We start from the raw sequence: 24,983 nt of genomic DNA, 5'->3' as shown, positions 1-24,983 counted from the left end.
ACCGTCATCCACATCGCGTTCAATGCCGGCAACCAGCAACGCGAGACAGCCATGACCTCCACCGACATCCCCGCGGGCTTCGAGCCGCATTTCCGCAAAGCCCCGCTCACCGATCCCTGGGAGCCGCTCTATTCGAGGAAGACCGACAAGGGCGTCACCGTGGGATTGCGGCTGGCGACGCCGCACACCAATGCGCGCGGGCTGATCCATGGCGGGCTGATCGCGGCGCTGGCCGATGCCGCCATGGGCTACAGCTGCGCGCAGGCGACGGCCTGGACGACGTCATTCGTCACCATCTCGCTGTCGGTCGACTATGTCGGCGCCGCCGAGATCGGCCAATGGCTCGCGGTCGAGGGCGAGGCCATCAAGACCGGCTCCACGATCTGCTTCGCGCAGTGCCTGGCGAAGGCCGACGACGCCGTGATCGCGCGGGCGAGCGGGACGTTCCGCGTGGTGCCGAAGAAGGGGTGATGTTGTCGTTCCGGGGCGGCGCGGAGCGCCGAACCCGGAACCTCGAGATTCCGGGTTCTCGCTTCGCGAGCCCCCGGAATGACGATGGTCACCCGAACCTCCACTCCGCCGTCTCCACCACGAGATCAACGAACGCCCGCACCTTGGCCGAGAGCAGGCGCGAGGTCGGATAGACGATGTGGATCGGCAGCGCCGGCTGCTCATATTTCGCCAGCACGATCTTCAGCCGCGCCCGCTTCAAGCCCTCGGCGGCCTGATAGGCCAGCACCCGCGTCACGCCGCCGCCGGCCTCGGCATATTGCAGCGCCGCGTCGGCGCTGTTGCTGGTGAAGCGTGGGGTCGGCGTGACCTCGATGTCGCGGCCGTCGTGCTGGAAGCGCCATTCGGACCAGGGGCCGAACTGGATGGTCTGGTGCTCGCGCAGCGCCTCCGGCGTCTTCGGCTCGCCATGTCGCTTGAGATAGCCGGGTGCGGCCACCACGATCCGCCGCATCACGCCGACCTGGCGCGCAACCAGCGAGGAATCGGCGAGATGGCCAATCCGTACCGCCGCATCGACGGCGTCCTCGACGAGATTGACCAGATGATCGGATAGCCTGAGCTCGCAGGCGACCTCGGGATAGCGCTTGAGATAGGCGGTCATGACCGGCCCGACATGCAGCCGGCCGAAGCCGACCGGCGCCGACACCACCAGCCGCCCGCTCGGCCGGTTGCGCTCCTGCCGCGCCGAGCCGTCGGCCTCCTCGATATCGGCGAGGATGCGCCGCGCGCGCTCCAGATAGCGTGCGCCGACGTCGGTCAATGTCACCTGCCGCGTGGTTCGCTGCAGCAGCCGCGCGCCGAGGTGCTCCTCCAGCGCCGCGATCAGCCGGGTCACCGCCGAGGGCGACAGGCGCAGCTTGCGCGCCGCCGGCGCGAAGCCGCGCAGATCGGCGACGGTGACGAACACGTGCATGGCTTCGAGCCGGTCCATGGAGATTATTGCTTATATTGCAATGATGAAGTGTCAAGCGGTCAGATTGTTCTGGTGGACGACAGGTCTATCTTGAGCCGTGAAGACGCAGAGATGCGCCGGAATTTCAGGAGATGTTCCGATGACGACAGCAGCCCATACCTATGCCAGCGACGTCGCGTTCTCGCCGGCGGTGAAGGCGATCCAGGCGCGCAAGGGCTCGCGCGAGGCCTATGCGCGTAGCGAGCAGCGCGGCTGGCGCACTGAGGTCGATGACAACCTCGCGGCCTTCCTGGCTGACGCCAACAGCTTCTATTTCGCCACCGCTTCAGCCGACGGCCAGCCCTACATCCAGCACCGCGGCGGACCGAAGGGGTTTCTCAAGGTGCTCGACAAGCAGACGCTGGCCTTCGCCGACTATGCCGGCAACCAGCAGTTCATCACGCAAGGCAATTTGACGGAGAACCCCAGGGCCTACATCTTCGTGATGGACTACGCCCATCGCCGCCGTGTGAAGATCTGGGGCGAGGCGCGGGTGGTCGAGGACGACGAAGCGCTGACCGCGTCGCTGATGCCGAAAGGCTACCGTGCGCGGCCGGAGCAGGTGATCCTGTTCAAGATCGCAGCCTGGGACACCAATTGCCCGCAGCACATTCCGCAGAAATTCGACGCGGGCGACGTCGCCGCGGCGCTGGCGGCGCGGGATGCGAGGATCGCGGAGCTGGAGGCCCAGGTGGCGGCGCTGAAGGGGGAGAAGGCAGGCTGAGGCGTCTTCGCCTCTCCTCGCCTGCGGTGAGAGGCTGGAGCTTGCGCAGCAAATTCCGGGCGACGGCGACTCTCCGCGAATTCAACTGCTTGATAGAGCTCCCGCTCCGCCCACACTGTCATTGCGAGCGAAGCGAAGCAATCCAGGACCTCTCCGTGGAAAGATTCTGGATTGCTTCGCTGCGCTCGCAATGACGAAGAGGAGAGACCACGACTTCAAATGATCAGGGCGCGGAGACTGTCCTCACCCGGCCCTCTCCCGTAAGAACGGGGGGAGGCAGAGGAGAGACCTACAACACGCTCTCGCCTTCGTGCTGGAAGCCGAGATAGCTGGCCGCCACCCGCTCGTTGGCCGCGACGTCGCTGGCCTTGCCGCTGAGAACGAATTCGCCGAGCTCCATCACATAGGCCTGGTCCGCGATCTTCAGCGCGGCCTGCGCGTTCTGCTCGACCAGCAGCACGGAGACGCCGGCGGCGCGCAGCTCGGTGACGATACGGAAAATGTCGGCGACGATGATCGGGGCGAGGCCGAGGCTCGGCTCGTCCAGCATCAGGAGTTTTGGCTCGCCCATCAGCGCGCGGCCCATCGCGAGCATCTGCTGCTCGCCGCCGGAGAGCGTGCCGGCAAGCTGCTTGCGCCGCTCCTTCAGCCGCGGGAACAGCGTGTAGACCCGCTCCATCGAGGCTTTCGCCCGGCTCCGCTCGATGCGGAAGGCGCCCAGCTCGAGATTGTCCTCGACATTCATGGTCACGAACAATTCGCGGTGCTCGGGGACGAGGCCGAGCCCCATCGCGACGCGGTCCTCGATATCGAGCCGGGCGAGATCCTGCCCGGCGAAGGCGACGCGGCCCTTCAGCGGCAGAATGCCCATGATGGCCGAAAGCAGCGTGGTCTTGCCGGCGCCGTTGGCACCGACGATGGTGACGATCTCGTTGGCCCCGACCTCGAGCGAGACCGAGCGCACCGCCTCGACCTTGCCATAGGCGACATGCGCGTCGGTGACGGACAACAGCGCGCTCATGCCGCCACTCCGAGATAGGCCTTGATCACTTCGGGATTGGTCTTGATCGTGGCGGGGGTGCCCTCCGCGATCTTGGTGCCGAAATCGAGCACCACGATGCGGTCGGCGAGATTCATGACGAAGCCCATGTCGTGCTCCACCAGCAGCACGCTCATGCCGCCGTCGCGCAGCTCGCGCAGCAGCGTGGCGAGCCGCTGCTTCTCCATGTGGCGCAGGCCCGCGGCCGGCTCGTCGAGCAGCAGCAGCATCGGATCGACGCAGAGCGCGCGGGCGATCTCGACGATGCGCTGCTGGCCGAGCGAGAGGCTGCCTGCGAGCTGGTGCATCTGCTCGGTGAGGCCGACGCGCTCGATCTGGCGGGCGGCTTCCGCGAGCAGCTTCGCCTCGTCGGCGCGGTCGAGGCGCAGCATCGAGGAGATCGGTCCGGAATGGCCGCGCAGATGCGCGCCGATCGCGACGTTCTCCAGCACGGTCATGTCGGGGACGAGCTTGACGTGCTGGAAGGTCCTGCTGATGCCGAGCTTGACGATCTCCTGCGGCGGCGCGTTGTCGACCTTCTTGCCGAGCACCGAGATCGAGCCCGAGGTCGCCGACAGCACGCCGGTGATCAGGTTGAACGTCGTGCTCTTGCCGGCGCCGTTCGGGCCGATCAGCGCCACGATCTCACGAGCCCGGACGTCGAACGAGACATTGTTGACCGCGACCACGCCGCCGAACTGCTTCCGCGCCTTCTCGACCTGGAGCAGCACGCCGGCCTCGCCGGGCGCGCGGGTGCGGTGCCCGAGCTGCAGCGAGGCATCGGGCTTCTTGCCACCGGTGCGCTCCGGCAGGAACGACATCAGCCAGGGCCAAAGGCCGCCGGGCGCGAGCTGCAGCAGCGCCACCAGCATGATGCCGAACACGATGGTCTCGACCTGGCCGGAGCCCGGCAGGATCAGCGGCAGATAGCTTTGCAGCACCTCTTTCAGCACGACGACGATCGCCGCGCCCAGGACGCCGCCCCAGACATAGCCGGCGCCGCCGACCACGGCGATGAAGAGATATTCGATGCCCATATGCGCGCCGAACGGGGTCGGGTTCACCGCGCGCTGGAGATGGGCGTAGAGCCACCCCGAAAGACCGGCGAGCACCGCGGCATGGATGAACACCAGCAGCTTGGCGCGCGGTGTATGCACGCCGAAGGCTTCCGCCGCGACATGGCCGCGCCTGAGCGCGCGGATGGCACGGCCGGTGCGGGAGTCCAGGAGGTTCATCGTCAGCAGCGCCGAAACGATCACGGCGATCCAGATCGCGTAATAGATCGAGCCGGGCGAGAGCATCTTGAACGTGCCGATCGACAGCGGCGGGATCGACGAGATGCCGTCGTTTCTCCCCAGGAACTCCAGCTTGCTGAAGAGATAGAACAGGCCGAGCCCCCAGGCGAGCGTGCCGAGCGGCAGATAATGGCCGGAGAGGCGGACGGTGATCAGCCCGAGCAGCACCGCGAGCGATCCGCTGACCACGAGCGACAGCGGCAGCGTCAGCCAGGGCGACAGGCCGTAGGCCGTCGACAGCACCGCGGTGGTGTAGGCGCCGAAGCCGACGAAGGCCGCCTGCCCGAACGAGGTCAGACCGCCGACGCCGGTCAGCAGCACGAGGCCCATCGCGACCAGCGCCGCAAGACCGATATTGTCGAGCAGCACGATCCAGAACGGCGGCATGCCGGGAACGAACGGGATCGCCGCCATGACGGCTGCAAAGACGATGATGGGAAGCCGGCTCTGCATCTTGGCGTCAGTCCTTCTCTTCCTCGACCGCGGGCGCGGCGAGCGAGCGCAGCAGCAGCACGGGGATCAGCAGCATGAAGACGATCACTTCCTTGTAGTTGGAGGCATAGAAAGACGAGAACGCCTCGACGATGCCGACGACCAGCGCCGCGACGGCGGTGAGGGGATAGCTGACGAGCCCGCCGATGATCGCGGCGACGAAGCCCTTCAGGCCGATCAGGAATCCGCTGTCGTAGTAGAGCGTCGTGATCGGCACGATCAGGATGCCCGACAGCGCGCCGATGACCGACGCCAGCAGGAAGGCGATCTGCCCGGACAGCGTGGTGCGGATGCCGGCAAGCCGCGCCCCCAGCCGGTTCACGGCGGTCGCGCGCAGCGCCTTGCCGTAGAGCGTCAGGCCGAAGAACAGCCAGAGCCCGACGATGAAGGCGATGGTGATGGCGTAGACGGTGATGCTCTGGCCGGTGAAGCGCAGCGCGCCCGCAGTGAAGGCGCCGGACAGCACGGCAGGCCCGCGCTGCCCCTCGGCGCCGAAGAACAGCAGGCCCAGTCCCTGCAGCGCGAGGTGGACGCCGACGGACGCAATCAGCAGCACCAGCACCGAGGTGTGCGCCAGCGGCTGGAACGCGATGCGGTAGAGGTAGAGGCCGATCATCGCGACGATCACCAGCGACAAGGCGATGCAGACCGCGACCGGCGGCTTCTGCGCGGCAAAGTAAAGGGTCAGCGCCAGCACGATGGCCGGCAGCACGATGTTGGTGATGAGACTGCGCACGATCAGCCGCGCATGCAGCGCCTTGCGCGCCACGAACAGGTCGAAGCCGAAGGCGCCGATGCCGAGCGCGAGCGCGAGCTTGGCTGTGCCCGGCATCTGGCCCGCGGCCAGCGAGGCATAGGTCAGCGCGCCGTAGGTGACGAATTCGCCCTGGGGAATGAGGATGACGCGGGTGACGGCGAACACCAGCACCAGCGCCAGGCCGAGCAGCGCGTAGATCGCGCCATTGGTGATGCCGTCCTGTACCAGGAACAGCATGATGGTGGTATTCAAGACCGGACGCTCCCCCTCAATATTGAGGACCGGTCTCCGCAATTGCGGTGGATGGTCCCCTCACAGCCATTGAAATACGCTGACGATATTTGATATGGTCCATAACAATTATTAAATATAACATCAAGGGTGGGGAACGACCCGTCCCGAATTTAGCGGGATTACGAGCACGAGGCGATGACCGTTTCCAAAACCGCTGAAAAGTCCTCCGAAAAACCGGCCGACGCGGGCAAGGGCCGCAAGGACGCGGGCGAGGTCCAAACCGAAGCGCTCCAGCTGGGCGAGCTCTCCGAACAGCTCGGCTATGTCCTGAAGCGGGCCCAGCTCAAGGTGTTCGAGAACTTTCTGCGCTGCATGGCCTCGCTCCAACTGACGCCGGCGCAGTTCTCGGTCCTGCTCCTGGTCGAGAAGAACCCCGGCCGTAACCAGACCGAGATCGCCTCCACGCTCGGCATCCTCAGGCCGAACTTCGTGGCCATGCTCGACAATCTCGAAAGCCGCGACCTCTGCGCGCGGATCCGCTCCACCAACGACCGCCGCTCACACATCCTGGTGCTGACCGACAAGGGCAAGGCCGTGCTGGCGCGGGCGAAAAAGCTCGTCGCCACCAAGCACGAGGCCCGGCTGAACGATCTGCTCGGCCAAGCCAACCGCGAAGCCCTGATCGGGATGCTCTCGAAGATCGCCAACGAGTTCTGAGGGGCGGACAGTCATTCCAGGATGCGCGGGAGCGCGACCCCGGAAAGGTCGAACCGCATTTGCGCGGTCGTCATGCCCGGGCTTGATTGAGCGTTGTCCTGGGCGTCCTCATGCGCCCGGAGCAACGGTGGGGCGGGACGAGCCTGACGGCGGAGTAAGAGGGCATGAGCTCTGAGGACGTCGAATGGTATGATGCTTCGGTCATGTAAAATGATGCTTGAAACATCATTTTACGTGCCCTAAGCTTGGCTGATCAATCACTGTACCTGCCACGGACATTCGCCCGTGATCACCGCCGCGCAGCTTCGAGCCGCCCGTGCCTTACTCAGGATTGACCAGCGCGAACTCGCGCAGCGCTGTTCACTGTCGCTGCCCACCATCCAGCGCATGGAGGCCTCCGAAGGGGTGATCCGCGGCAATGTCGATTCTCTGGTGAAGCTGGTTGACGCGCTGTCGGTTGCCGGCATCGAGTTGATCGGCGAGGGGGCGGTGTCAAGCGCCGGGGGCCGCGGGGTGCGGCTGAAGTCTCCACCTCCAAGCGCGGGCGACCAATAGCGATGACAGCCAGCGCACAAATCATGATCGAGGACCGGCCATGATCGCCGTCGCGCTATGGTCGGTGGCCGCTCTGCTGGCGCTGGCGCCTGCCGGAATCGTGCTGTCGACGCGCCCGCGCGGCTCGCTCATCCTTTACGGCGGATGCCTGGTCGCCACATCGACGCTCTGTGTCACGGCGCTGTCCGGTCTGCTCTATCCCCCTCAGCTGGCGCCGAGCGCGATATTGCCGATTGGACTGCCCTGGCTCGGTGCTCATTTCCGCCTCGATGCGCTGTCCGCCTTCTTCCTCGTCGTCGTCAATCTCGGCGGCGTCGCTGCGAGCCTGTTCGCGCTCGGTTACGGCCGGCACGAGGACTCCCCCGGCCGCGTGCTGCCGTTCTATCCCGCCTATCTCGCAGCGATGAACGTTGTCGTGCTGGCAAACGACGCCTTCAGCTTCCTGGTCGCCTGGGAATTCATGTCGCTGACCTCCTGGGCGATGGTCGTGTCGCATCACCGGGACCCGGAGAATGTCCGCGCCGGCTATGTCTATATTCTGATGGCAAGTTTCGGCACGTTGGCGCTGCTGCTCGCCTTCGGCCTGCTCGCGAGCGGCGCCGGTTACGATTTCGATGCGATCCGAGCCTCGCATCCTTCCACTGCGCTGACCGGCACGGTGGTCATCCTCGTGCTGCTGGGTGCCGGCTCCAAGGCCGGCCTGGTGCCGCTGCACGCCTGGCTGCCGCTCGCCCATCCCGCCGCGCCCAGCCACGTCTCCGCCCTCATGAGCGGCGTCATGACCAAGGTCGCCGTCTACGGCTTCGTGCGCATCGTCTTTGATCTCGTGCCCGAACCGGTGTGGTGGTGGAGCATGGTGGTGCTGCTGGTCGGCGGTCCGACGGCGACGCTGGGCGTGCTCTATGCGCTGATGCAGCGCGATATCAAGCGCGTGCTCGCCTACTCAACGATTGAGAACATCGGCATCATCTTCACCGGTCTCGGGCTGGCGCTGGCTTTCAAGGCGGAAGGGCTCGACTGGGTGGCGGCGCTCGCCTTCACCGCGGCGATGCTGCACGTCTTCAATCATGCGCTGTTCAAGAGCCTGTTGTTCTTCGGCGCCGGCGCGGTGCTGGGAGCGACCGGCGAGCGCGACATGGAGAAACTCGGCGGCCTGATCCATCGCATGCCGAAGACGGCGTTCGCGATGCTGGTCGGCTGCGTCGCGATCTCGGCATTGCCGCCGTTCAACGGCTTCGTTTCGGAATGGCTGACCTTCCAGGCGATCCTGCTTTCACCGCAACTGCCCTCCTGGGGCCTCAAGCTGGTCATCCCGGCGGTTGGCGGTTTGCTGGCGCTTGCGGCCGCCTTTGCCGCGGCCTGCTTCGTCAAGCTCTATGGCATCAGCTTCCTCGGTCGGCCGCGTTCGGATGTGGCGGCGTCAGCGCATGAGACTGACCGCTTCTCGCTGACCGCAATGTTCGCGCTTGCCGCCTTCTGCCTCATTGCCGGTATCCTGCCCGGGCTGTTCATCGACGCACTGGCGCCGGTGAGCAAGGATATGGTCGGCAACATCATGCCGCATCAGGCCGGATTGCAGTGGCTCACCATCGTGCCGATCGCGGAAAGCCGCAGCTCCTACAACGGCCTTCTGGTGTTTCTGTTCGCGGCCCTCTGCGGCACGGCGGCGGCGTCAGCCATTCACCGTCTCGCCTCCGACCGCCTGCGCCGTGCGCCGGCCTGGGATTGCGGCTATCCCGACGCGAACCCGGCGATCCAGTACTCGGCCTCCAGCTTCTCGCAGCCGATCCGCCGCGTGTTCGGCAGCGTCATCTTTGGCGCACGCGAGATCGGCGAGATGCCGCCGCCGTCCTCGCCGCTTCCTGCGCGGCTCCAGGTCGAACTGCACGATCTGATCTGGGATGGGCTGTACGCGCCGATCGCGAAGGCCATCGGCTTTGCGACGGACCGCATCAATATCCTGCAGTTCTTCAGCATCCGCCGCTACCTGACGCTGGTGTTCGTGGCGCTGGTCGTGCTGCTGATGGTGGTGGCGCTATGAACGAGCTGCGCGACATTCTCTCCCAGGGCGCGCAGATGTCGCTGGTGCTGGGACTCGCGCCGCTGCTGACGGGTTTCGTGCGGAAAGTGAAGGCTCGGCTGCTACGCCGGCGCGGGCCGCCGATGCTCCAACCTTATCGCGACCTCATCCGCCTGATGCGCAAGGACGTCGTGCTCGCGGACAACGCATCCTGGCTGTTTCGCGTCATTCCGTATCTGATCTTCGCGGGCACCTGGGTCGCCGCGTCGCTGGTGCCGACCTTCGGCAATGGACTGTTGTTCTCCTGGACCGCCGATCTCATCGCCATCACTGCGCTGCTCGGCAGCGCCCGTTTCTTCCAGGCGCTCGCCGGCATGGACGTCGGAACCGCCTTCGGCGGCATCGGCTCCAGCCGTGAGGTGATGATCGCCTCCCTCGCCGAGCCCGCGATGCTGATCACCGCGTTCTCGGTTGCCATGATCGCCGGCTCGACGCAGCTCCCCACGGTGGCCGAGTTCATGGGCTCGGACGCGGTCGGCCTGCGCGTGTCGTTGGGGATGGCGTTCGTGGCGCTGACCATCGTGGCGCTGGCGGAGAATGCCCGTATCCCCATCGATAACCCCGCCACCCATCTCGAGCTCACCATGGTGCACGAGGCCATGGTGCTGGAATATTCAGGGCGGCATCTCGCGCTGATCGACCTGTCGTCGCAGCTCAAGCTTCTGCTCTATGTCTCGCTGATCGCCTGCGTGTTCCTGCCATGGGGCACGGCGACCGCGGATGCGAGCGTTGCAAGGCTCGCTCTTGGCGCGCTGGTCTATCTCGGCAAGCTGACGGTCCTCGGCTTCCTGCTTGCCGTGTTCGAGACCGCGATCGCCAAGATGCGCGTGTTCCGGATTCCGGAGTTCTTGGGCGCGGCGCTGATGCTGGCATTGCTTGCCACGCTGTTGCGCTTCGTGTCGGGGAGCCTCTGAGATGAGCAGCCTGCAATTCGACATCGCCCATCTGCTCGCCGGCTCCCTGGTGCTGGCGAGCTTCATGATGCTCTACCAGGACCGGCTCTATGCGCTGCTCAACGTCTATGCGCTGCATGCCGGCGTGCTGGCGCTGTCGGTGGGCTGGCAGGCCTATGTGCAGCAAGCGCCGCATCTCTATATCACGGCGCTGATCGCGCTGGTCTTCAAGGCCATCATCATCCCCGTGGCGCTGCACCGGATCATCAAGCGGCTCGGTATCCACCGCGAGATCGAGAACGTGATCGGCATCGGGTTGACCATGATGGCCGGAATAGGCCTCGTCGCGCTGTCGATGGTGGTGATGTTGCGGGTGACGCCGGGCGCTGATGCCCTCGCGCGCGAGGACCTCGCCTTCGCGCTGTCGGTGGTGCTGCTGGGGCTCCTGATCATGGTTACGCGACGCAACGCCGTGAGCCAGGTCGTCGGCTTCATGTCGCTGGAGAACGGGCTGGTGCTGGCGGCAACCGGAGCCAAGGGCATGCCGCTGGTGGTGGAGATCAGCGTCGCCTTCTCGGTGCTGATCGCTTTCATCGTGATCGGGATATTCCTGTTCCGCATCCGCGAGCGTTTTGACAGCGTGGACGTACAGGCGCTCGATCGCTTCCGGGGAGAGCGGCGATGACGATCGATGCGCTCGGTGCGATCCTGCTGATCCCGTCCGTCTCGGCCGCTCTGCTCGCGATCCTGCCTGGCTACATGCTGGCGGCGAAGCTCAACATCGTCGCGGCGCTCGCGACCTTCCTCACTTCGCTGTCCCTGTTCGTGATCGAGCCGACGTCGGGGCAATATCTGCTGCTCGACGACCTCAACAAGGTCTTCATAGTTCTGACGACCTTCATCGGCTTCACGACCTCGGTCTTCAGCGCGAGCTACATCCATCACGAGATCGAGATCGGGCGGCTGACGCCGGTCTTCCTGCGTTTCTATCACGCGATGTACCAGATGCTGATGTTCGCGATGAACCTCGCGCTCGTCGCCAACAATATCGGCCTGATGTGGGTCGCGGTCGAGGTGGCGACGCTGACGACCGTGCTGATGGTCGGCATCTACCGCACCCATGAGGCGCTGGAAGCCGCCTGGAAATACTTCATCCTCGGCAGCGTCGGCATCGCGCTCGCGCTGTTCGGCACCATCCTGGTCTATATGGCGGCGCGCCCCGCGGTGGGCGAGGGGCTGGACGGCATGGTATGGACGGTGCTGGTGAAGCACGCCGCACAGTTCGATCCGGCGTTGCTCAACGTCGCCTTCGTCTTCCTCTTGCTGGGCTACGGCACCAAGGTCGGCCTCGCGCCGCTGCACGCCTGGCTGCCGGATGCGCATGCCGAGGGCCCGACGCCGATTTCGGCGGTGCTTTCCGGTCTGCTGCTCAATGTCGCGCTCTATGCGCTGCTGCGCTTCAAGATGATGCTTGCGGTCAACTCCGCGGCGATCGCGCCGGGTCCGCTGATGGTGACCATGGGCCTGATCTCGGTGATCTTCGCCGCGCTGATGCTGTACCGGCGCCGCGACATCAAGCGGATGTTCGCCTATTCCTCGATCGAGCATATGGGCATCATCGTCTTCGCCTTCGGCATGGGCGGGCCGCTGGCGAATTTCGCAGGGCTGTTGCATATGACCATGCATTCGCTGACCAAGTCGGCAATCTTCTTCGCTGTCGGTCATATCGCACAGGTCAAGGGCACACAGAAGATCGCCGATATCGGCGGCCTCACGACGACCAACCCCGTGCTCGGCTGGGGCCTGATGCTCGGCGTCATCGCCATCGTCGGGCTGCCGCCGTTCGGCATCTTCATGAGCGAGTTTCTGGTGGTGAGCTCGACGTTCGCCCGCGCGCCCTGGCTGACGGTGATCCTGGTGCTCGGCATCATCATCGCGCTCGGGGGGCTTTTTCTGCGGGTCGGCGTGGTGATGTTCGGCGAGCCCAAAGGCAAGACCGCACCCGCCGAAGCCTCCTACGTGCCGATGTTCACACACCTCGGATTGGTGCTGATGGCCGGCATCTATCTGCCGCCGGTGCTGGTCACCAGCTTCCAGAACGTCGGGAAGCTCCTGGGGTAAGCGATGGGCATCCTCGACAGCATCCCCCATGTCAAAGCGGTGTCGTCGCACCGGCCCTGGCCGCGCGCCGTCGTGACGGAAGCGGGCTGGCAGGTGGCGATCGATCGGCTCGTCGAGGGGGGCCTCACACTGCTCGGCCTCTGGGGCGAGCCGACCGCGGTGCATATGGCGATGCTCGATGGGGGCTCGGCCGCGATCGCGGTCGTCACCTACGAGTGTACGGCCGGCACATTTCCAAGCGTCGCCAACCGTCATCCGCCGGCGCTTCGGCTGGAGCGGACCATCCATGATCTGTTCGGGCTTGTTCCGACCGCTGCCGACGATCTGCGGCCGTGGCTCGATCACGATGCCTGGGGTCAATCCTATCCGCTCTCCGGCCGCAACGCATCGCGCGACGTGCGCCCATACCGGTTCCTGGCGGCCGAGGGCGAGGCGTTGCACCAGGTGGCGGTCGGCCCCGTTCATGCCGGGATCATCGAGCCCGGCCATTTCCGCTTCACCGCCAATGGCGAGCATGTGGTGCGGCTGGAGCAGTGGCTCGGCTACACCCACAAGGGCCTGGAGTCGCTGATGCAGGGCGCGAGTCTCGAGGCTGCGGCAAAGCTCGCCAACCGCACCTCCGGCGACAGCGCCGTCGCCTATGCCTTCGCCTTTGCTTGTGCCGTGGAAGCGGCGCTGCAGATCGAGGCGCCGAGGCAGGCGACCCTCTTGCGGGCGCTGATGGCCGAGCTGGAGCGGCTCGCCAACCATCTGGGTGACATCGGTGCCATCTGCAACGACGCCTCGTTCGCGCTGATGCATGCCCAGACCGGCATCTTGCGAGAGCGCTGTTTGCGCGCTGCGAACGTCGCGTTCGGCCATCGCCTGATGATGGATGTCATCGTGCCCGGTGGCGTGACGCGAGATATCGCGCCGGAAGGCGTTTCCGCGCTGCGCGCGCTGCTCGCGGAGCTACGCAAGGTCTTTCCGCGCCTGATCGAGCTCTATGACAACACGGCGTCCTTGCAGGACCGCACCGTCACCACGGGCATCGTGAAGGCGGAGTATGCGCGCCAGTTCGGCGCCGGCGGCTATGTCGGCCGCGCCTCTGGCCGCGATTTCGACGCGCGGCGCGCGATCGCCTACATGCCTTACGATTCGTTGTCGTTCGAAGTGCCGGTACTGCAGGCCGGCGACGTGAACGCGCGGGTCTGGATCCGGATCCGCGAGGTCGAGCAGAGCGTCGCGTTGATCGAGCAGATTCTCGACCAGCTTGGGCCGGGCGGGCTCGAAACCGCGCTGCCAGCCAGGATCGGCGGCGGTGGCTGTGAAGGCATGGCGCTCACCGAGGCCTTCCGCGGCGACGTTCTGGTGTGGCTGCGGCTCGATGGCGAGTTGCGCGTCGAACGCTGCCACCTGCGCGACGCCTCGTGGTTCCAGTGGCCGCTGCTGGAAACCGCGATCGAGGGCAACATCATTGCCGACTTCCCGCTCTGCAACAAATCGTTCAACTGTTCCTATTCGGGCGTGGACCTCTAAGCCATGCGCAAGACCCTGCTCGAAAGCCTCACCCATGGTTCGCTGACGGAGCCCGCTCCGGCGCCGGACGGTTCGGCGCTGGCCGAGCTTGCAGCGAAAGTCGACCGTGCTGCCCAGGCCCGGCTGGGGCGTTCTCTTGCCATTCGCGAGGTCGATGCCGGGTCCTGCAACGGCTGCGAGCTGGAGATCCACGCGCTGTCCAACGCCTTCTACGACATCGAACGTTTCGGCCTGCGATTCGTCGCCTCGCCGCGCCATGCCGACGTGCTGCTGGTCACGGGTCCCGTGACGAAGAACATGCGACAGGCGCTGGAGCGGACCTACAACGCGACGCCCGACCCGAAATGGGTCGTCGCGGTCGGCGGATGCGCGATCGATGGCGGCATTTTCAGAGGCAGCTACGCCTGCGTCGGCGGCGTGTCCGAGATCGTTCCGGTGGATCTGCACATCAAGGGCTGCCCGCCGTCGCCGACGGACTTGTTGAAGGGCCTGCTCGCGCTGCTGGAGCACGTCAGCGTCAAGCGGTAGGCCGCACCTACACGCTCCGTCACTGCGAGAGCGCTGGATTCCCCACTTTGCGGCGAACGACGACTGTGTCGTGGCTGGACAGATGTCCAAAGCCATCATGGATAGGCAGAGCCGCGATGGCGTCGGGCAGGGCGAGCCTCAATCCACCAGGATCACCCGGATATCGTTTACGTTCGTCAGCGTCGGCCCCGACTGGAGCAGATCCCCCGTGGCCTCGAAGAACGAGGTCGCGTCGTTGTTGTCGAGATAGGCCTGCGGCTGCAGTCCCTGCGCCTTCATCCTTGCGAACGTTGCCGCGTCGATCAGCGCGCCGGCGGGGTCGGTGGGATTGCCGGCGCCGCCGTCGGCGCCGTCGGTGTCGCCGGCGAGCGCCGAGATGCCGGCGGTGTCCTGCAACAGGCCGGCGAGCGCCAGCGCGTATTCCTGGTTCGGTCCGCCGCGCCCCTGGCCACGCACGGTGACCGTGAGCTCGCCGCCTGAGAGGATGGCGATGCGCTTGCCTTGCGCACGCGCCTCGAGCGCCAGCCTGGCGTGATCGGCGGCGACCTCGCGCGCCTCGCCTTCGAGATCGGCGCCGAGGTCGATGGTCTCGTAGCCGGAGGCGCGCGCCATCTTCACCGCGGCGTCGAGCGACTGCTTGGGCCGCGCGATCAGCTCGAAAGTCGCACGCCCGAAGGCCGCGTCACCCGGTTTGCAGCTCTCATTGGCGGGATCGTCGAGTGCACGGCGCACCGCATCGTCGACGTCGAGCTTGTACTTGGCCACGATCGCGCGCGCGTCCGCCAGCGTCGTCGGATCCGGCACGGTGGGACCGGAGGCGATCGCGGAAGGGTCGTCATGCGGCACGTCGGAGATCGCGAGCGTGACGATCTCGGCGGCGTTCCTGCCGGCGCGCGCCAGCCGCCCGCCCTTGATGCGCGAGAGGTGCTTGCGCACGACATTCATCTCGCCGATCGGCGCGCCCGAGCGCAGCAGCGCCTTGTTGACCGCCTGCTTCTGCGCGAAGCTGACGCCATTCGCCGGCGCGATCCAGTTGGCCGAGCCGCCTCCGGTGAGCAGCACCAGGAGCAGATCGTCAGGCCCGGCCTCGCCCGCGAGCACGAGCGTGTCGGCGGCGCCTTTCAAGCCGGCTTCGTCAGGCACGGGATGGCCGGCCTCGACCACGCGGATGCGGCGGGTCGGCACGCCGTAGCCATGGCGCGTGGTGGCGATGCCGACCAGCCGCTCCGGCGGGAGCTCGAGCGCGTCGAGATAGTGCCGCTCGGCCGCCGCGGCCATCGCGCCTGCGCCCTTGCCGGCGGCAAGGCAGATCACGCGTCCCCTGGGCGCGGGGCGCAGATGCGGCGCCAGGATCGTATTCGGATGGGCGGCGGCAACGGCGGCGTCGTAGAGCGCGCGGAGCAGGGGACGTCGGTCGGTCATGACGATGGCCTTCGGCAGACTGAAGTGGCGGCGACGAGGTCGCCGGTCAACTGCCTACCGCATCGTGCGCCAAAGCGTAAGCGGCCTCTGCCATCATTCGATTGTGCAATCGCGTGATCAAGACCGCCGCGCAAGCAGAAACCCCCTGCGCGACCGGGCGCAGGGGGTTCTCCGTCGTGCCCTTCAGGCGCCAGCTAGCCGCCGGCTTCCGCATTGATCACGTCGCCGAACAGCTCCCATCGCTCGCCCTTGAAGCGTTGCAGCTGCAGCGAGCTGATCGGGGCGAAATCGGTCGCCGACGTGTTGATCTTGATGCCGGGCAGCAGCGCTTCGGTGCGGAAGTCCTTCAGGCTCGCGGCCTGTTTCATGACGTTCGCGCGCGTGAGGTCGTCGCCGCAGTTCTTCAGCACCTGGACCAGCGTCTGCGCGACGCCGTAGCCGACGATCGTGCCGCCGTCGGTCTTGTCGCCTTCGGGAAAGTACTTCGTCATGAAGTCGAGGAACGCCTTCATGCCGGGGTCGTTGGCCCATTGCGCGTCGGTGGTGTCCTTCAGATAGGCCGCGGAGATGATGCCTTGCGCGTTCTCGAAGCCTGCCGGCTTGATCACGCTTCCGACCGAGGCCGAGACGTTGTTCAGGAAGTGGATCGGCTTCCAGCCGATCTCGGCGTTCTTCTTGATCGCCTGCGCCGCGAATTTCGGCGTGGTGATGTTGATGAAGACGTCGGCGCCGGTCGCCTTCAGTTTGACGATGTGATTGTCGATGGTCGGCTCCGACGTCTCGTAGCTTTCCTCCAGCACGATCATGCTTGCGGCCTTGGCGCCGAGGCCGTCCTTCAGGCCCTTCAGGTAGTCCTTGCCGTAATCGTCGTTCTGGTAGAGCACGCCGATCTTGGCGTTGGGCAGCTCCTTCAGGATGTATTTGGCGTAGATCTGCGTCTCGCTCTGGTAATTGGGCTGCCAGCCCATGGTCCAGGGGAAGTTCTGCGGATCGTTCCACTTGGTGGCGCCGGTGGCGACGAACAGCTGCGGCACCTTCTTCGAGTTCATGTATTTCTGGATCGCCGAGTTGGGCGGCGTGCCGAGCGAGTTGAAGACGAGCAGCACCTCGTCGCTCTCGACCAGCTTGCGCGCCTGCTCCACCGTCTTCGGCGGTGAGTACGCGTCGTCGTAGGAGACGAAATTGATCTTGCGGCCGTTGATGCCGCCCTCGTCGTTGATCTTCTTGAAATAGGCGGCTTCGGTGCGCCCGATGATGCCGTAGGCGGAGGCCGGTCCGCTGTAAGGCATGATGTTGCCGATCTTGATCTCGGTGTCGGTCGCGCCGGTATCGTATTTCTTCTGGGCCGATGCAGTTGAGGTCGAAGCCGCAATGAGCGCGAGCGCCAATGATGCGGCCGCAAGTTTGCCGGTGACAGCAGGCATTCCAATCTCCCTATTCTTCTTGGTGTGTGCGTCCCTTTTCTTGTCTCGTTTTTTGGCGACGCGCCCGCAATTCAATACGATTTGCCCGGAAGCTTCAAGGAAAAGCCCCTGCGGCAAGTCCGCAGGGGCTGCGTCTTTAGTCGATTGGGATGATATCTTTAGCAGCTGGTTAAGGTTAGCCGCCGACGTCGCCGCTCAGGACCTCGCCAAATCGCTCCCAATGCTCGCCCTTGAAGCGGATCAGTTGCAGCTGCGAGAGCGGCGCGAAATCGGAGGCCGACGTGTTGACCTTGATGCCCGGCAACAGCCCCGCAGGCTCGAAATCCCTGATGCTGGCCGCCTGCTTCATGATGTTCTCGCGGGTCAGATTGTCACCGCAGGCCTTGAGCACGTGCACGAGGCCCTGGCTCACGATATAGCCATACATCACCGAGGCGTCGGCGCGGTTCGCATCCGGATAGTACTTATCCAGGAATTCGTTCCAGGCGATCATCGCCGGGTCCTTCTTCCATTGCCCGTCGGTCGGGTCCTTGAAGTATTGCGACGAGATAATGTCCTGGGCGTTCTCGAAGCCGGCCGGCTTGATCACGCTGCCGATCGAGGCCGAGACGTTGTTGAGGAAATGCAGCGGCTTCCAGCCGATCTCGGCATTCTTCTTGATCGCCTGCGCCGCGAATTTCGGCGTGGTGACGTTGAAGAAGATATCCGCGCCCGTCGCCTTCATCTTCACGATGTGGGAATCGATGGTTGGCTCGGAGACTTCATAGCTGTCCTCAATGACGATCATCGAGGCGGCCTTGGCGCCGAGCCCGTCCTTGAACCCCTTCAGATAGTCCTTGCCGTAGTCGTCGTTCTGGTAGAGCACGGCGATCTTGGCGTTCGGATGGTTCTTCAGGATGTACTTGGCATAGATGATCGACTCGATCTGGTAGTTGGGCTGCCAGCCCATCGTCCAGGGGAAGTTCTGCGGATCGTTCCACTTGGTGGCGCCGGTGGCGACGAAGAGCTGCGGCACCTTCTTCGAGTTCATGTATTTCTGGATCGCCGTGTTGGGCGGCGTGCCGAGCGAGTTGAAGATCAACAGCACCTCGTCGCTTTCGACGAGCTTGCGTGCCTGTTCCACCGTTTTGGGCGGCGAGTAGGTGTCGTCATAGGTGACGAAATTGATCTTGCGGCCGTTGATGCCGCCTTCCGCATTGATCTTTCGGAAATAGGCCTCCTCGGTCTTGCCGATCACGCCGTAGGCGGAGGCGGGTCCGCTGTAGGGCATGATGTTGCCGATCTTGATTTCGGTGTCGGATGCGCCGGTGTCGTATTTCTTCTGCGCGGATGCTGCCGTGGAAAGAGCGACAGTCAACACGAGGGCAGCCGAGAAGGCCCCCAATCGCACATGCATTGCAGGCATCTTGATCTCCCTAGGTGGATTGAATGTGTCGTGTTCTTGATTGGGAGCGATCATTGGGCGCCGCTCCGACACCATTGAATACCCTTCTCAAGCGCGCAGCAAGCAGAACGCCCCCCGGCGCTGTCGCAGCGAGGTGCTTCTTTTTTGAGAGAGTGCGGAATATTCCGGCAGGCGAGATGAGGCGCGTCGCCAGTTCAGCGACGCTGAAGTTGTGTTGCGAAGTATGAGCTATTTCGAATTGAGCCGTCGCGGCGGTCAGTGGCCGACGTGGCTCGAGATGATGTCGCCGAACAGCTCCCATTTCCGGCCCTTGAACCGCATCATCTGGAGCTGTTCGATCGGAGCGAAATCGTCCGGCGCGGTATTGATCCTGATGCCGGGCAAGAGCGTATCGGGTTCGAAGTTCTTCAGGCTGGCGGCCTGCTTCATGACGTTCTCGCGGGTGAGATCGTCGCCGCACATCTGCAGCACCTTCACCATGGTCTGCGCGGCGGCATAGCCGAACACGACGCCGGCATCGAGCTTGTTGGCCTGGGGGTCATACTGGGCGAGGAAGTTGTAGAACTTCTTCATGCCGTCATCGGCATTCCACTGCGGATCGGAGCCGTCCTTGGTGTAGCTCGCCGACAGGACGCCTTGCGAGATCTCGAGCCCGGCCGGTTCGAGCACGCCGCCGACCGAGGCCGAGACGTTCGAGATGATGTGGACCGGATGCCAGTTGATCTCCGCCGCCTTCTTGATGCCCTGCGCCGTGAATTTCGGTGTGGTGATGCTGATGAAGACGTCAGCGCCGGAGGCTTTCAGTTTGACCACGTGCTCGTCGATCGCCGGCTCCGAGGTGCTGTAGGGCTCTTCCAGCACGATCATCGAAGCCTTGGGGCCGAGGCCCTCTTTCAGCCCGTTCAGATAGTCCTTGCCGAAATCGTCGTTCTGGTAGAGCACGCCGATCTTTCCGTCCGGCTTCTCCTTCATGATGTATTTGGCGTAGATGCGCGCCTCGCTCGCGTAGTTCGGCTGCCAGCCCATGGTCCAGGGATATTGCTTGGGATCGTTCCATTTCGACGCGCCGCTCGCCACGAACAATTGCGGCACCTTCTTCTCGTTCATGTATTTGCGGATGGCGCTATTGGTGGAGGTGCCGAGCGAGCCGAAAATCAGCAGCACCCCGTCGCTCTCGACCAGCTTGCGCGCCTGCTCCACCGTCTTCGGCGGCGAATAGGCGTCGTCATAGGAGATGAATTTGATCTTGCGGCCGTTGATGCCGCCCTCGGCGTTGATCTTGTTGAAGTAGGCTTCCTCGGTCTTGCCGATCGCGGCATAGGCGGAGGCCGGTCCACTATAGGGCATGATGTTACCGATCTTGATCTCGGTATCGGAAGCGCCGTTGTCGTATTTCTTCTGCGCCAGCACTTCGCTGCTCATTGCAGTGCACAAGGCGAGCGCGACCCAGAGGGACGCAACCTGGAAACGAACGGCGACCATTGTTCTCCTTCCTCGGGGCGGATCGGTCGCATAGAACAAGATTGACGCTGGCCGTCAACAAAAAGCCCCCGCGGTCGCCCGCGGGGGCTTTTTACGTTGGATGATTGCGTCAGCGTGTCACTCGGAGGCGATATCGCCGCTGATGATCTCGCCGAACAGTTCCCACTTCTCGCCCTTGAAGCGCATCATCTGAAGCTGCGCAATCGGGGCGAAGTCGGTGGCGCTGGTGTTGATCTTGACGCCGGGCAGCAGGGTATCCGGCGCGAAGTCCTTCAGGCTCGCGGCCTGCTTCATGAGGTTGGCACGGGTGAGGTCGTCACCGCACATTTCCAGCACCTTGGCCAGGGTCGACGCGGCGCCGTAGCCATAGACCATGCTGGTGTCGGACTTGTCGGCGCCCGGCATGTACTTGTCGACGAACTCGTTCCACCTCTTCATGCCGGGATCGTTGGCCCATTGCGGGTCGGTGGAGTCCTTGGCGTAGGCTGCCGACAACACGCCCTGCGCGCTTTCGAATCCGGCCGGCTTCATCACGCTGCCAACCGAGATCGACACGTTGGTGAGGATCTGGAGCGGCTTCCAGTTGAGCTCGGCGGTCTTCTTGATGGTCTGGGCCGCGAACTTCGGCGTGGTGTAGATCAGGAGCACGTCGGGATTGGCCGCCTTGATCTTGACGATGTGACCGTCGATCGACGGCTCGGAGATCTCGTAGCTCTCTTCCATGATGATCATTGACGAGGCCTTCGCGCCGAGACCGTCCTTGGTGCCCTTGAGGTAGTCTTTGCCGAAATCGTCGTTCTGATAGAGGATCGCGATCTTGGCGTCCGGCTTCTCCTTCATCAGCCATTTGGCATAGATGTGCGCTTCGCTCTGGTAGGAGGGCTGCCAGCCCATGGTCCAGGGGAAGTTCTTCGGATCGTTCCACTTGGTCGCGCCGGTGGCGACGAACAGTTGCGGGATCTTCTTGGCGTTGAGGTATTTCTGGATCGCCGTGTTCGAGGGCGTGCCGAGCGGGTTGAAGACGGCCAGCACCTCGTCGCTCTCGACCAGCTTGCGGACCTGCTCGACGGCCTTCGGCGGCGAATAGCCGTCGTCATAGGTTATGAAGTTGATCTTGCGACCGTTGATGCCGCCCTTGTCGTTGACCATCCTGAAATAGGCCTCTTCGGTCTTGCCGATGATGCCATAGGCCGAGGCCGGACCGCTGTACGGCATGATGTTGCCGATCTTGATCTCGGTATCGGACGCGCCGGTGTCGTATTTCTTCTGGGCGAGTGCAGCGCCGGAGGTGAGGGTGACGGCCGCCGTTGCCGTGACCAGCGCGGCGGCTCGCAGTGTTCTTCCGAAAAGCAATTGGGTCTCCTTGGTTAAACGACAGTCCTTGAGAGTTTTCAGTTCTTCCTGAGCTTGCCGACGAGTTGCTGGCCCAGGACCGCGATCTGCCTCGCGCCATGCGGCACGAGGTAGATGACGAGGAACAACAGCACGCCGAACACTGCGCCGGAGAGGCCCTTGGAGATGCTTTCCGCCATGTTCGGCACGAAGATGATGAAGGCCGCACCGACGAACGAGCCGGGCAGCCAGCCGACGCCGCCGACCACCATGCCGAGGAACAGCGAGATCGCGAGCGTGATGGTGTAGCTGTCGGGCGCGACGAATTGCACGGCGATGGCGCCAAGCGAGCCGGCAACGCCGGTTATGCCGGCGGACACCCCGAAAGCCAGCGTCTTGTAGAGCGCGACGTTGACACCCATCGAGGAGGCCGCGATCTCGTTGTCGCGGATCGCCATGAAGGCGCGCCCCGAGCGGGAGCGCAGCAGGTTCACCGAGAAGATGTAGATCGCGATAGTCACGGCGAGCGTGAAGTAGTACAGCCACATGTCCTGCGACATCGGCAGGCCGAACGGTGCGTCCGGCTTGGTGACGACGAGGCCCTGCACGCCGCCGGTCCAGTGCTCGAGGAAGTTCAGCTTCAACAGCTGCGGCATCGCGGTGGCGAGCGCGAAGGTCGCGAGCGCGAGATAGACGCCCGACAGCCGCAGCGCCGGCTTGCCGAACAGGTAGCCGAATCCGAAGCAGATCGCGGCGGAAATCGGAATGGTCAGCGCGTAGTTGACGTTGGCGTGCTCCATCAGCACCGCCGAGGTGTAGGCGCCGACGGCGTAGAACGCGCTCTGGCCGAGCGAGAACTGGCCGGAGCCGCCGGTCAGGATGTTCAGCGCCAGCACGGCGAGCCCGTAGATCAGGAGCATCGTCATCTGGAAGATGATGAAGTTCTTGACGAACATCGGCACGACCAACAGCGCCGCCAGCACCACCAGCGAGGTGCCGGTGCCCAGCGTCATGGCGCGCTTCGGAACGGCCTCGACCGCCTGGTGGCCTTCGGCGACGACTTCTTCTGCAGCGCTCATGATCAAACTCGCTTGACGATGTGCCGGCCGAACAGGCCAGCGGGTTTGACGACCAGGACGGAGATGATCAGCGCGAGCGCGATCGGGAGCTTCAGTTCGTTGCCGACGCCGGGGATGTAGGTGCCGGCGAGGTTCTCGAAGACGCCGACCAGGAAGCCGCCGACCACGGCGCCGAACGGGCTGCTCAATCCGCCGAGCACCGCCGCGGCGAAGCCGTAGATCAGGACGCCGCCCATCATGTTGGGCTCGAGGAACACGACCGGGGCGATCAGCATGCCGGCGATCGAGCCGATCGCGGTCGCCATGCCCCAGCCGAGCGCGATCATCCAGCTCGTGTTGATGCCGACGAGGCGGGCCGATTCAGGCACCGAGGCGGCGGCGCGCATCGCAAGGCCGATCCGGGTGTACTGGAAGAAGAAGTAGAGGCCGAGCAAGAGCAGCACGGTGACGCCGATCATGCCGGCCTGGTGCGTCGAGATCAGCTGGCTGCCCAGGAACGGCGAGGAGCCGAACGGGGTCGGGTACTGCTTGATGGTGAAGTCCCAAATCAGGCCGGCCGAGGAGTTGATGATCGCAAACAGTGCGATGAAGCCGGCGACGTTGGTCAGCACCGGCGCCTTGGCGAGCGGCTTGAACAGGATGCGCTCGATCGCGATGCCGGCGACGAAGGAGAATGCCAGCGTCATCAGGAAGGCCGCCCAATAGGACACGCCCCACTGCATCAGCTGCCAGGATATGAAGGTCGAGAACATCGCCATCTCGCCTTGCGCGAAATTGAGATGGTCGATGGCCTGGTAGATCATGACCACGGCGAGCGCCATGCAGGCGTAGATCGCGCCCGTGGCGATGCCGGCCAGGACCTGGTTGGTGAACAGTTCCATTGTCCCGGCTCCCTCAGTAACCCAGATAGGATTTGCGGATTTCTTCGTTGTTCGCGATGTCCTTGGCCTTGCCCGACATCACGATCCGACCGGTCTCGATCACATAGGCCTGGTCGGCGAGCTCGAGCGCCAGCTGGGCGTTCTGTTCGACCACCAGGATCGACACCTTGTCCTCGCGGTTGATCTTGCCGAGGATGCCGAACAGATCGCGCACCACCAGCGGCGCGAGGCCGAAGGAGGGCTCGTCGAGCAGCATCAGCCGCGGCCGCAGCATCAGGGCGCGGGCGACCGCGAGCATCTGCTGCTCGCCGCCGGACAGCGTGCCGGCCACCTGGGTGTGCCGCTGCTTCAGCACCGGGAAGTGGGCGTACATGCGCTCGATGTCGGAGACGATGCCGGCGCTGTCCTTGCGGGTGATGGCCCCTAACTGCAGGTTCTCCTCCACCGTCATGGTGGTGAAGGTGCCGCGGCCCTGCGGCACGTGGGCGATGCCGAACCGCACGATGCTTTCGGTCGAGCGGTTGTTCAGGGGCTTGCCTTCGAACTCGATCGCTCCGGTCGAGCGCACCATGTTGCAGATCGCGCGCAGTGTCGTGGTCTTGCCGGCGCCGTTGGCGCCCAGCAGCGTCACCAGCGAACCCTCGTTGAGCGAGAAGGACAGGCCATGGAGTGCCTGGACCTGGCCGTAATAGGCGCGCAGGTCCTTGACGTTGAGCAGCGTCGTCATTGGTCCTTGCTCCCGAGATACGCCTTGATGACGTCGGGGTCGGCCTGCACCTGGGCGGGCGTCCCCTCCGCGAGCTTCTTGCCGAAATTCAGCGCGACGACGTGGTCGGCGATCGACATCACGAGGCCCATGTGGTGCTCGACCAGGAGCACGGTCATGTGGCGCTCGTCGCGAATGCGGCGGATGAGAGCTCCGAGCACGTAGACTTCCTCGTGGTTGAGGCCGCCGGCAGGCTCGTCGAGCAGCAGGATCTTCGGATCGGCCGCGAGCGCGCGCGCCAGCTCGACCCGCTTCTGCGTACCGAAGGGCAGGCCGGAGACGATGGTGTGAGCGACGTCCTCGAGGTCGAGATAGGCGAGGATCTCGTGCACCTTCTTGTTGACGCTGGTCTCGCTGCGCCGGACCCAGGCAAGCCTCAGGGAGTCGCTGATGATGTCGCTGGAGGTCTTCGAATGCGCGCCGACGCGGACATTGTCCATCACCGAGAGGTTCGGGAACAGCGCCACGTTCTGGAAGGTGCGGCCGATGCCGATCTCGGCGATGCGGTGCGGCGGCCGCGACAGGATGCTCACGCCGTCCAGCAGGATGTCGCCGGACGACGGCTGGTACAGCCGTGAAAGGCAATTGAAGAGCGTGGTCTTGCCGGCGCCGTTGGGGCCGATCAATCCGAGGATCTGGCCCTTGTGCATGTCGAAGGACACGCCGTTGAGCGCGATGATGCCGCCGAACACGACGCTGACGTCGCGAACCGCGAGCAGGGGCGATGTCCCCCGCGCGAGCTGTGCCTGCGTCATGTCGTCTCGCTCACGTCGT

The 24,983-nt window shown here is 64.6% G+C and carries 23 protein-coding genes; 10 read left to right on the top strand and 13 right to left on the bottom strand.

All coding sequences use genetic code 11. The features are described from left to right. The first annotated feature begins 51 nt into the window (after positions 1–51). Positions 52–471, top strand: coding sequence for a PaaI family thioesterase (locus tag AC1RQP_RS12070; protein WP_492937061.1), 420 nt, complete (start codon positions 52–54; stop codon positions 469–471). Positions 472–559: 88 nt separating this feature from the next. Here the strand turns inward: AC1RQP_RS12070 and AC1RQP_RS12065 are convergent, their stop codons facing one another. Beyond that, positions 560–1,444, bottom strand: a complete 885-nt coding sequence (locus tag AC1RQP_RS12065) for a LysR family transcriptional regulator (RefSeq protein WP_492937060.1) — start codon at positions 1,442–1,444, stop codon at positions 560–562. A gap of 121 nt (positions 1,445–1,565) precedes the next feature. On the opposite strand from AC1RQP_RS12065, the gene AC1RQP_RS12060 reads away from it, so the two are divergent. Next, complete coding sequence (locus tag AC1RQP_RS12060) at positions 1,566–2,189, top strand: pyridoxamine 5'-phosphate oxidase family protein (RefSeq protein ID WP_492937059.1); 624 nt, start codon at positions 1,566–1,568, stop codon at positions 2,187–2,189. A 289-nt stretch (positions 2,190–2,478) separates the two neighbouring features. Here the strand turns inward: AC1RQP_RS12060 and AC1RQP_RS12055 are convergent, their stop codons facing one another. Genes AC1RQP_RS12055 through AC1RQP_RS12045 form a run of 3 tightly spaced genes read right to left on the bottom strand, consistent with a single transcriptional unit; the run spans position 2,479 to position 6,024 of the window. Further along, positions 2,479–3,210, bottom strand: a complete 732-nt coding sequence (locus AC1RQP_RS12055) for an ABC transporter ATP-binding protein (protein WP_492937058.1) — start codon at positions 3,208–3,210, stop codon at positions 2,479–2,481. After that, positions 3,207–4,976 (bottom strand): branched-chain amino acid ABC transporter ATP-binding protein/permease, encoded by a 1,770-nt coding sequence (locus AC1RQP_RS12050; protein WP_492937057.1) that lies wholly within the window; start codon positions 4,974–4,976, stop codon positions 3,207–3,209. Before AC1RQP_RS12050 ends, AC1RQP_RS12055 begins: the two co-directional genes overlap by 4 nt. A 7-nt stretch (positions 4,977–4,983) precedes the next feature. Beyond that, the gene (locus AC1RQP_RS12045) at positions 4,984–6,024 is read right to left on the bottom strand and encodes a branched-chain amino acid ABC transporter permease (protein ID WP_061881026.1); all 1,041 of its coding nucleotides are present in this window, start codon (positions 6,022–6,024) and stop codon (positions 4,984–4,986) included. 177 nt (positions 6,025–6,201) lie between these two features. On the opposite strand from AC1RQP_RS12045, the gene AC1RQP_RS12040 reads away from it, so the two are divergent. From AC1RQP_RS12040 to AC1RQP_RS12005, 8 genes are all read left to right on the top strand, one after another. Next, positions 6,202–6,723, top strand: a complete 522-nt coding sequence (locus AC1RQP_RS12040; protein WP_492937056.1) for a MarR family winged helix-turn-helix transcriptional regulator — start codon at positions 6,202–6,204, stop codon at positions 6,721–6,723. A 285-nt stretch (positions 6,724–7,008) separates the two neighbouring features. Then, positions 7,009–7,278, top strand: coding sequence for a helix-turn-helix domain-containing protein (locus tag AC1RQP_RS12035; protein ID WP_239627399.1), 270 nt, complete (start codon positions 7,009–7,011; stop codon positions 7,276–7,278). Between the two features lie 40 nt (positions 7,279–7,318). Further along, positions 7,319–9,319 carry a hydrogenase 4 subunit B gene (hyfB, locus tag AC1RQP_RS12030; protein WP_492937055.1) on the top strand — a complete coding sequence of 667 codons (2,001 nt, stop codon included), beginning with the start codon at positions 7,319–7,321 and terminating at the stop codon, positions 9,317–9,319. Then, positions 9,316–10,272, top strand: a complete 957-nt coding sequence (locus AC1RQP_RS12025; RefSeq protein WP_239627396.1) for a respiratory chain complex I subunit 1 family protein — start codon at positions 9,316–9,318, stop codon at positions 10,270–10,272. The genes hyfB and AC1RQP_RS12025 overlap by 4 nt, the downstream gene beginning before the upstream one ends. A gap of 1 nt (position 10,273) precedes the next feature. Next, positions 10,274–10,936 carry a hydrogenase-4 component E gene (locus AC1RQP_RS12020; protein WP_028138582.1) on the top strand — a complete coding sequence of 221 codons (663 nt, stop codon included), beginning with the start codon at positions 10,274–10,276 and terminating at the stop codon, positions 10,934–10,936. Next, on the top strand, positions 10,933–12,372 hold the full coding sequence (locus tag AC1RQP_RS12015) for a hydrogenase 4 subunit F (protein ID WP_492937054.1): 1,440 nt from the start codon (positions 10,933–10,935) through the stop codon (positions 12,370–12,372). The genes AC1RQP_RS12020 and AC1RQP_RS12015 overlap by 4 nt, the downstream gene beginning before the upstream one ends. A 3-nt stretch (positions 12,373–12,375) precedes the next feature. Beyond that, positions 12,376–13,890 carry a hydrogenase large subunit gene (locus AC1RQP_RS12010; RefSeq protein WP_492937053.1) on the top strand — a complete coding sequence of 505 codons (1,515 nt, stop codon included), beginning with the start codon at positions 12,376–12,378 and terminating at the stop codon, positions 13,888–13,890. A gap of 3 nt (positions 13,891–13,893) precedes the next feature. Then, positions 13,894–14,418 (top strand): NADH-quinone oxidoreductase subunit B family protein, encoded by a 525-nt coding sequence (locus AC1RQP_RS12005; RefSeq protein WP_131872002.1) that lies wholly within the window; start codon positions 13,894–13,896, stop codon positions 14,416–14,418. 138 nt (positions 14,419–14,556) lie between these two features. Here the strand turns inward: AC1RQP_RS12005 and AC1RQP_RS12000 are convergent, their stop codons facing one another. The 9 genes from AC1RQP_RS12000 to AC1RQP_RS11960 form a co-directional block, all read right to left on the bottom strand. Beyond that, positions 14,557–15,840, bottom strand: coding sequence for a glycerate kinase type-2 family protein (locus AC1RQP_RS12000; protein ID WP_492937052.1), 1,284 nt, complete (start codon positions 15,838–15,840; stop codon positions 14,557–14,559). 194 nt (positions 15,841–16,034) lie between these two features. Next, positions 16,035–17,264: an ABC transporter substrate-binding protein gene (locus tag AC1RQP_RS11995; RefSeq protein ID WP_492937051.1), complete on the bottom strand. Its 1,230-nt coding sequence runs from the start codon at positions 17,262–17,264 to the stop codon at positions 16,035–16,037. A 175-nt stretch (positions 17,265–17,439) separates the two neighbouring features. Next, positions 17,440–18,669, bottom strand: coding sequence for an ABC transporter substrate-binding protein (locus AC1RQP_RS11990; protein WP_492937050.1), 1,230 nt, complete (start codon positions 18,667–18,669; stop codon positions 17,440–17,442). A gap of 255 nt (positions 18,670–18,924) precedes the next feature. Continuing rightward, positions 18,925–20,151, bottom strand: a complete 1,227-nt coding sequence (locus AC1RQP_RS11985) for an ABC transporter substrate-binding protein (RefSeq protein ID WP_492937049.1) — start codon at positions 20,149–20,151, stop codon at positions 18,925–18,927. A 117-nt stretch (positions 20,152–20,268) separates the two neighbouring features. Then, positions 20,269–21,504, bottom strand: coding sequence for an ABC transporter substrate-binding protein (locus tag AC1RQP_RS11980; RefSeq protein WP_239627385.1), 1,236 nt, complete (start codon positions 21,502–21,504; stop codon positions 20,269–20,271). Between the two features lie 38 nt (positions 21,505–21,542). Continuing rightward, on the bottom strand, positions 21,543–22,562 hold the full coding sequence (locus AC1RQP_RS11975) for a branched-chain amino acid ABC transporter permease (protein ID WP_028179411.1): 1,020 nt from the start codon (positions 22,560–22,562) through the stop codon (positions 21,543–21,545). Positions 22,563–22,564: 2 nt separating this feature from the next. Continuing rightward, positions 22,565–23,443, bottom strand: a complete 879-nt coding sequence (locus AC1RQP_RS11970) for a branched-chain amino acid ABC transporter permease (RefSeq protein ID WP_194389995.1) — start codon at positions 23,441–23,443, stop codon at positions 22,565–22,567. A gap of 13 nt (positions 23,444–23,456) precedes the next feature. Beyond that, positions 23,457–24,170 carry an ABC transporter ATP-binding protein gene (locus AC1RQP_RS11965; protein ID WP_025033919.1) on the bottom strand — a complete coding sequence of 238 codons (714 nt, stop codon included), beginning with the start codon at positions 24,168–24,170 and terminating at the stop codon, positions 23,457–23,459. Beyond that, positions 24,167–24,964, bottom strand: coding sequence for an ABC transporter ATP-binding protein (locus tag AC1RQP_RS11960; protein ID WP_061881012.1), 798 nt, complete (start codon positions 24,962–24,964; stop codon positions 24,167–24,169). The genes AC1RQP_RS11965 and AC1RQP_RS11960 overlap by 4 nt, the downstream gene beginning before the upstream one ends. Positions 24,965–24,983: the final 19 nt, after the last annotated feature.

Source organism: Bradyrhizobium sp. GW821-FHT13H06 (assembly GCF_058803975.1).
Note: the sequence above shows the minus strand (reverse complement) of the source record. Positions and strands in the feature narration are given on the sequence as shown.

Coding starts and splice junctions, on each gene's coding strand:
- AC1RQP_RS11985 (WP_492937049.1), bottom strand. CDS start 20,151: ATGGTCGCCGTTCGTTTCCAGGTTGCGTCCCTCTGGGTCGCGCTCGCC.
- AC1RQP_RS12020 (WP_028138582.1), top strand. CDS start 10,274: ATGAGCAGCCTGCAATTCGACATCGCCCATCTGCTCGCCGGCTCCCTG.
- AC1RQP_RS12070 (WP_492937061.1), top strand. CDS start 52: ATGACCTCCACCGACATCCCCGCGGGCTTCGAGCCGCATTTCCGCAAA.
- AC1RQP_RS11965 (WP_025033919.1), bottom strand. CDS start 24,170: ATGACGACGCTGCTCAACGTCAAGGACCTGCGCGCCTATTACGGCCAG.
- AC1RQP_RS12050 (WP_492937057.1), bottom strand. CDS start 4,976: ATGCAGAGCCGGCTTCCCATCATCGTCTTTGCAGCCGTCATGGCGGCG.
- AC1RQP_RS12055 (WP_492937058.1), bottom strand. CDS start 3,210: ATGAGCGCGCTGTTGTCCGTCACCGACGCGCATGTCGCCTATGGCAAG.
- AC1RQP_RS12060 (WP_492937059.1), top strand. CDS start 1,566: ATGACGACAGCAGCCCATACCTATGCCAGCGACGTCGCGTTCTCGCCG.
- AC1RQP_RS12000 (WP_492937052.1), bottom strand. CDS start 15,840: ATGACCGACCGACGTCCCCTGCTCCGCGCGCTCTACGACGCCGCCGTT.
- AC1RQP_RS12065 (WP_492937060.1), bottom strand. CDS start 1,444: ATGGACCGGCTCGAAGCCATGCACGTGTTCGTCACCGTCGCCGATCTG.
- AC1RQP_RS12025 (WP_239627396.1), top strand. CDS start 9,316: ATGAACGAGCTGCGCGACATTCTCTCCCAGGGCGCGCAGATGTCGCTG.
- AC1RQP_RS11995 (WP_492937051.1), bottom strand. CDS start 17,264: ATGCCTGCTGTCACCGGCAAACTTGCGGCCGCATCATTGGCGCTCGCG.
- AC1RQP_RS11990 (WP_492937050.1), bottom strand. CDS start 18,669: ATGCCTGCAATGCATGTGCGATTGGGGGCCTTCTCGGCTGCCCTCGTG.
- AC1RQP_RS12015 (WP_492937054.1), top strand. CDS start 10,933: ATGACGATCGATGCGCTCGGTGCGATCCTGCTGATCCCGTCCGTCTCG.
- AC1RQP_RS12005 (WP_131872002.1), top strand. CDS start 13,894: ATGCGCAAGACCCTGCTCGAAAGCCTCACCCATGGTTCGCTGACGGAG.
- AC1RQP_RS11975 (WP_028179411.1), bottom strand. CDS start 22,562: ATGAGCGCTGCAGAAGAAGTCGTCGCCGAAGGCCACCAGGCGGTCGAG.
- hyfB (WP_492937055.1), top strand. CDS start 7,319: ATGATCGCCGTCGCGCTATGGTCGGTGGCCGCTCTGCTGGCGCTGGCG.
- AC1RQP_RS12010 (WP_492937053.1), top strand. CDS start 12,376: ATGGGCATCCTCGACAGCATCCCCCATGTCAAAGCGGTGTCGTCGCAC.
- AC1RQP_RS11960 (WP_061881012.1), bottom strand. CDS start 24,964: ATGACGCAGGCACAGCTCGCGCGGGGGACATCGCCCCTGCTCGCGGTT.
- AC1RQP_RS12040 (WP_492937056.1), top strand. CDS start 6,202: ATGACCGTTTCCAAAACCGCTGAAAAGTCCTCCGAAAAACCGGCCGAC.
- AC1RQP_RS11970 (WP_194389995.1), bottom strand. CDS start 23,443: ATGGAACTGTTCACCAACCAGGTCCTGGCCGGCATCGCCACGGGCGCG.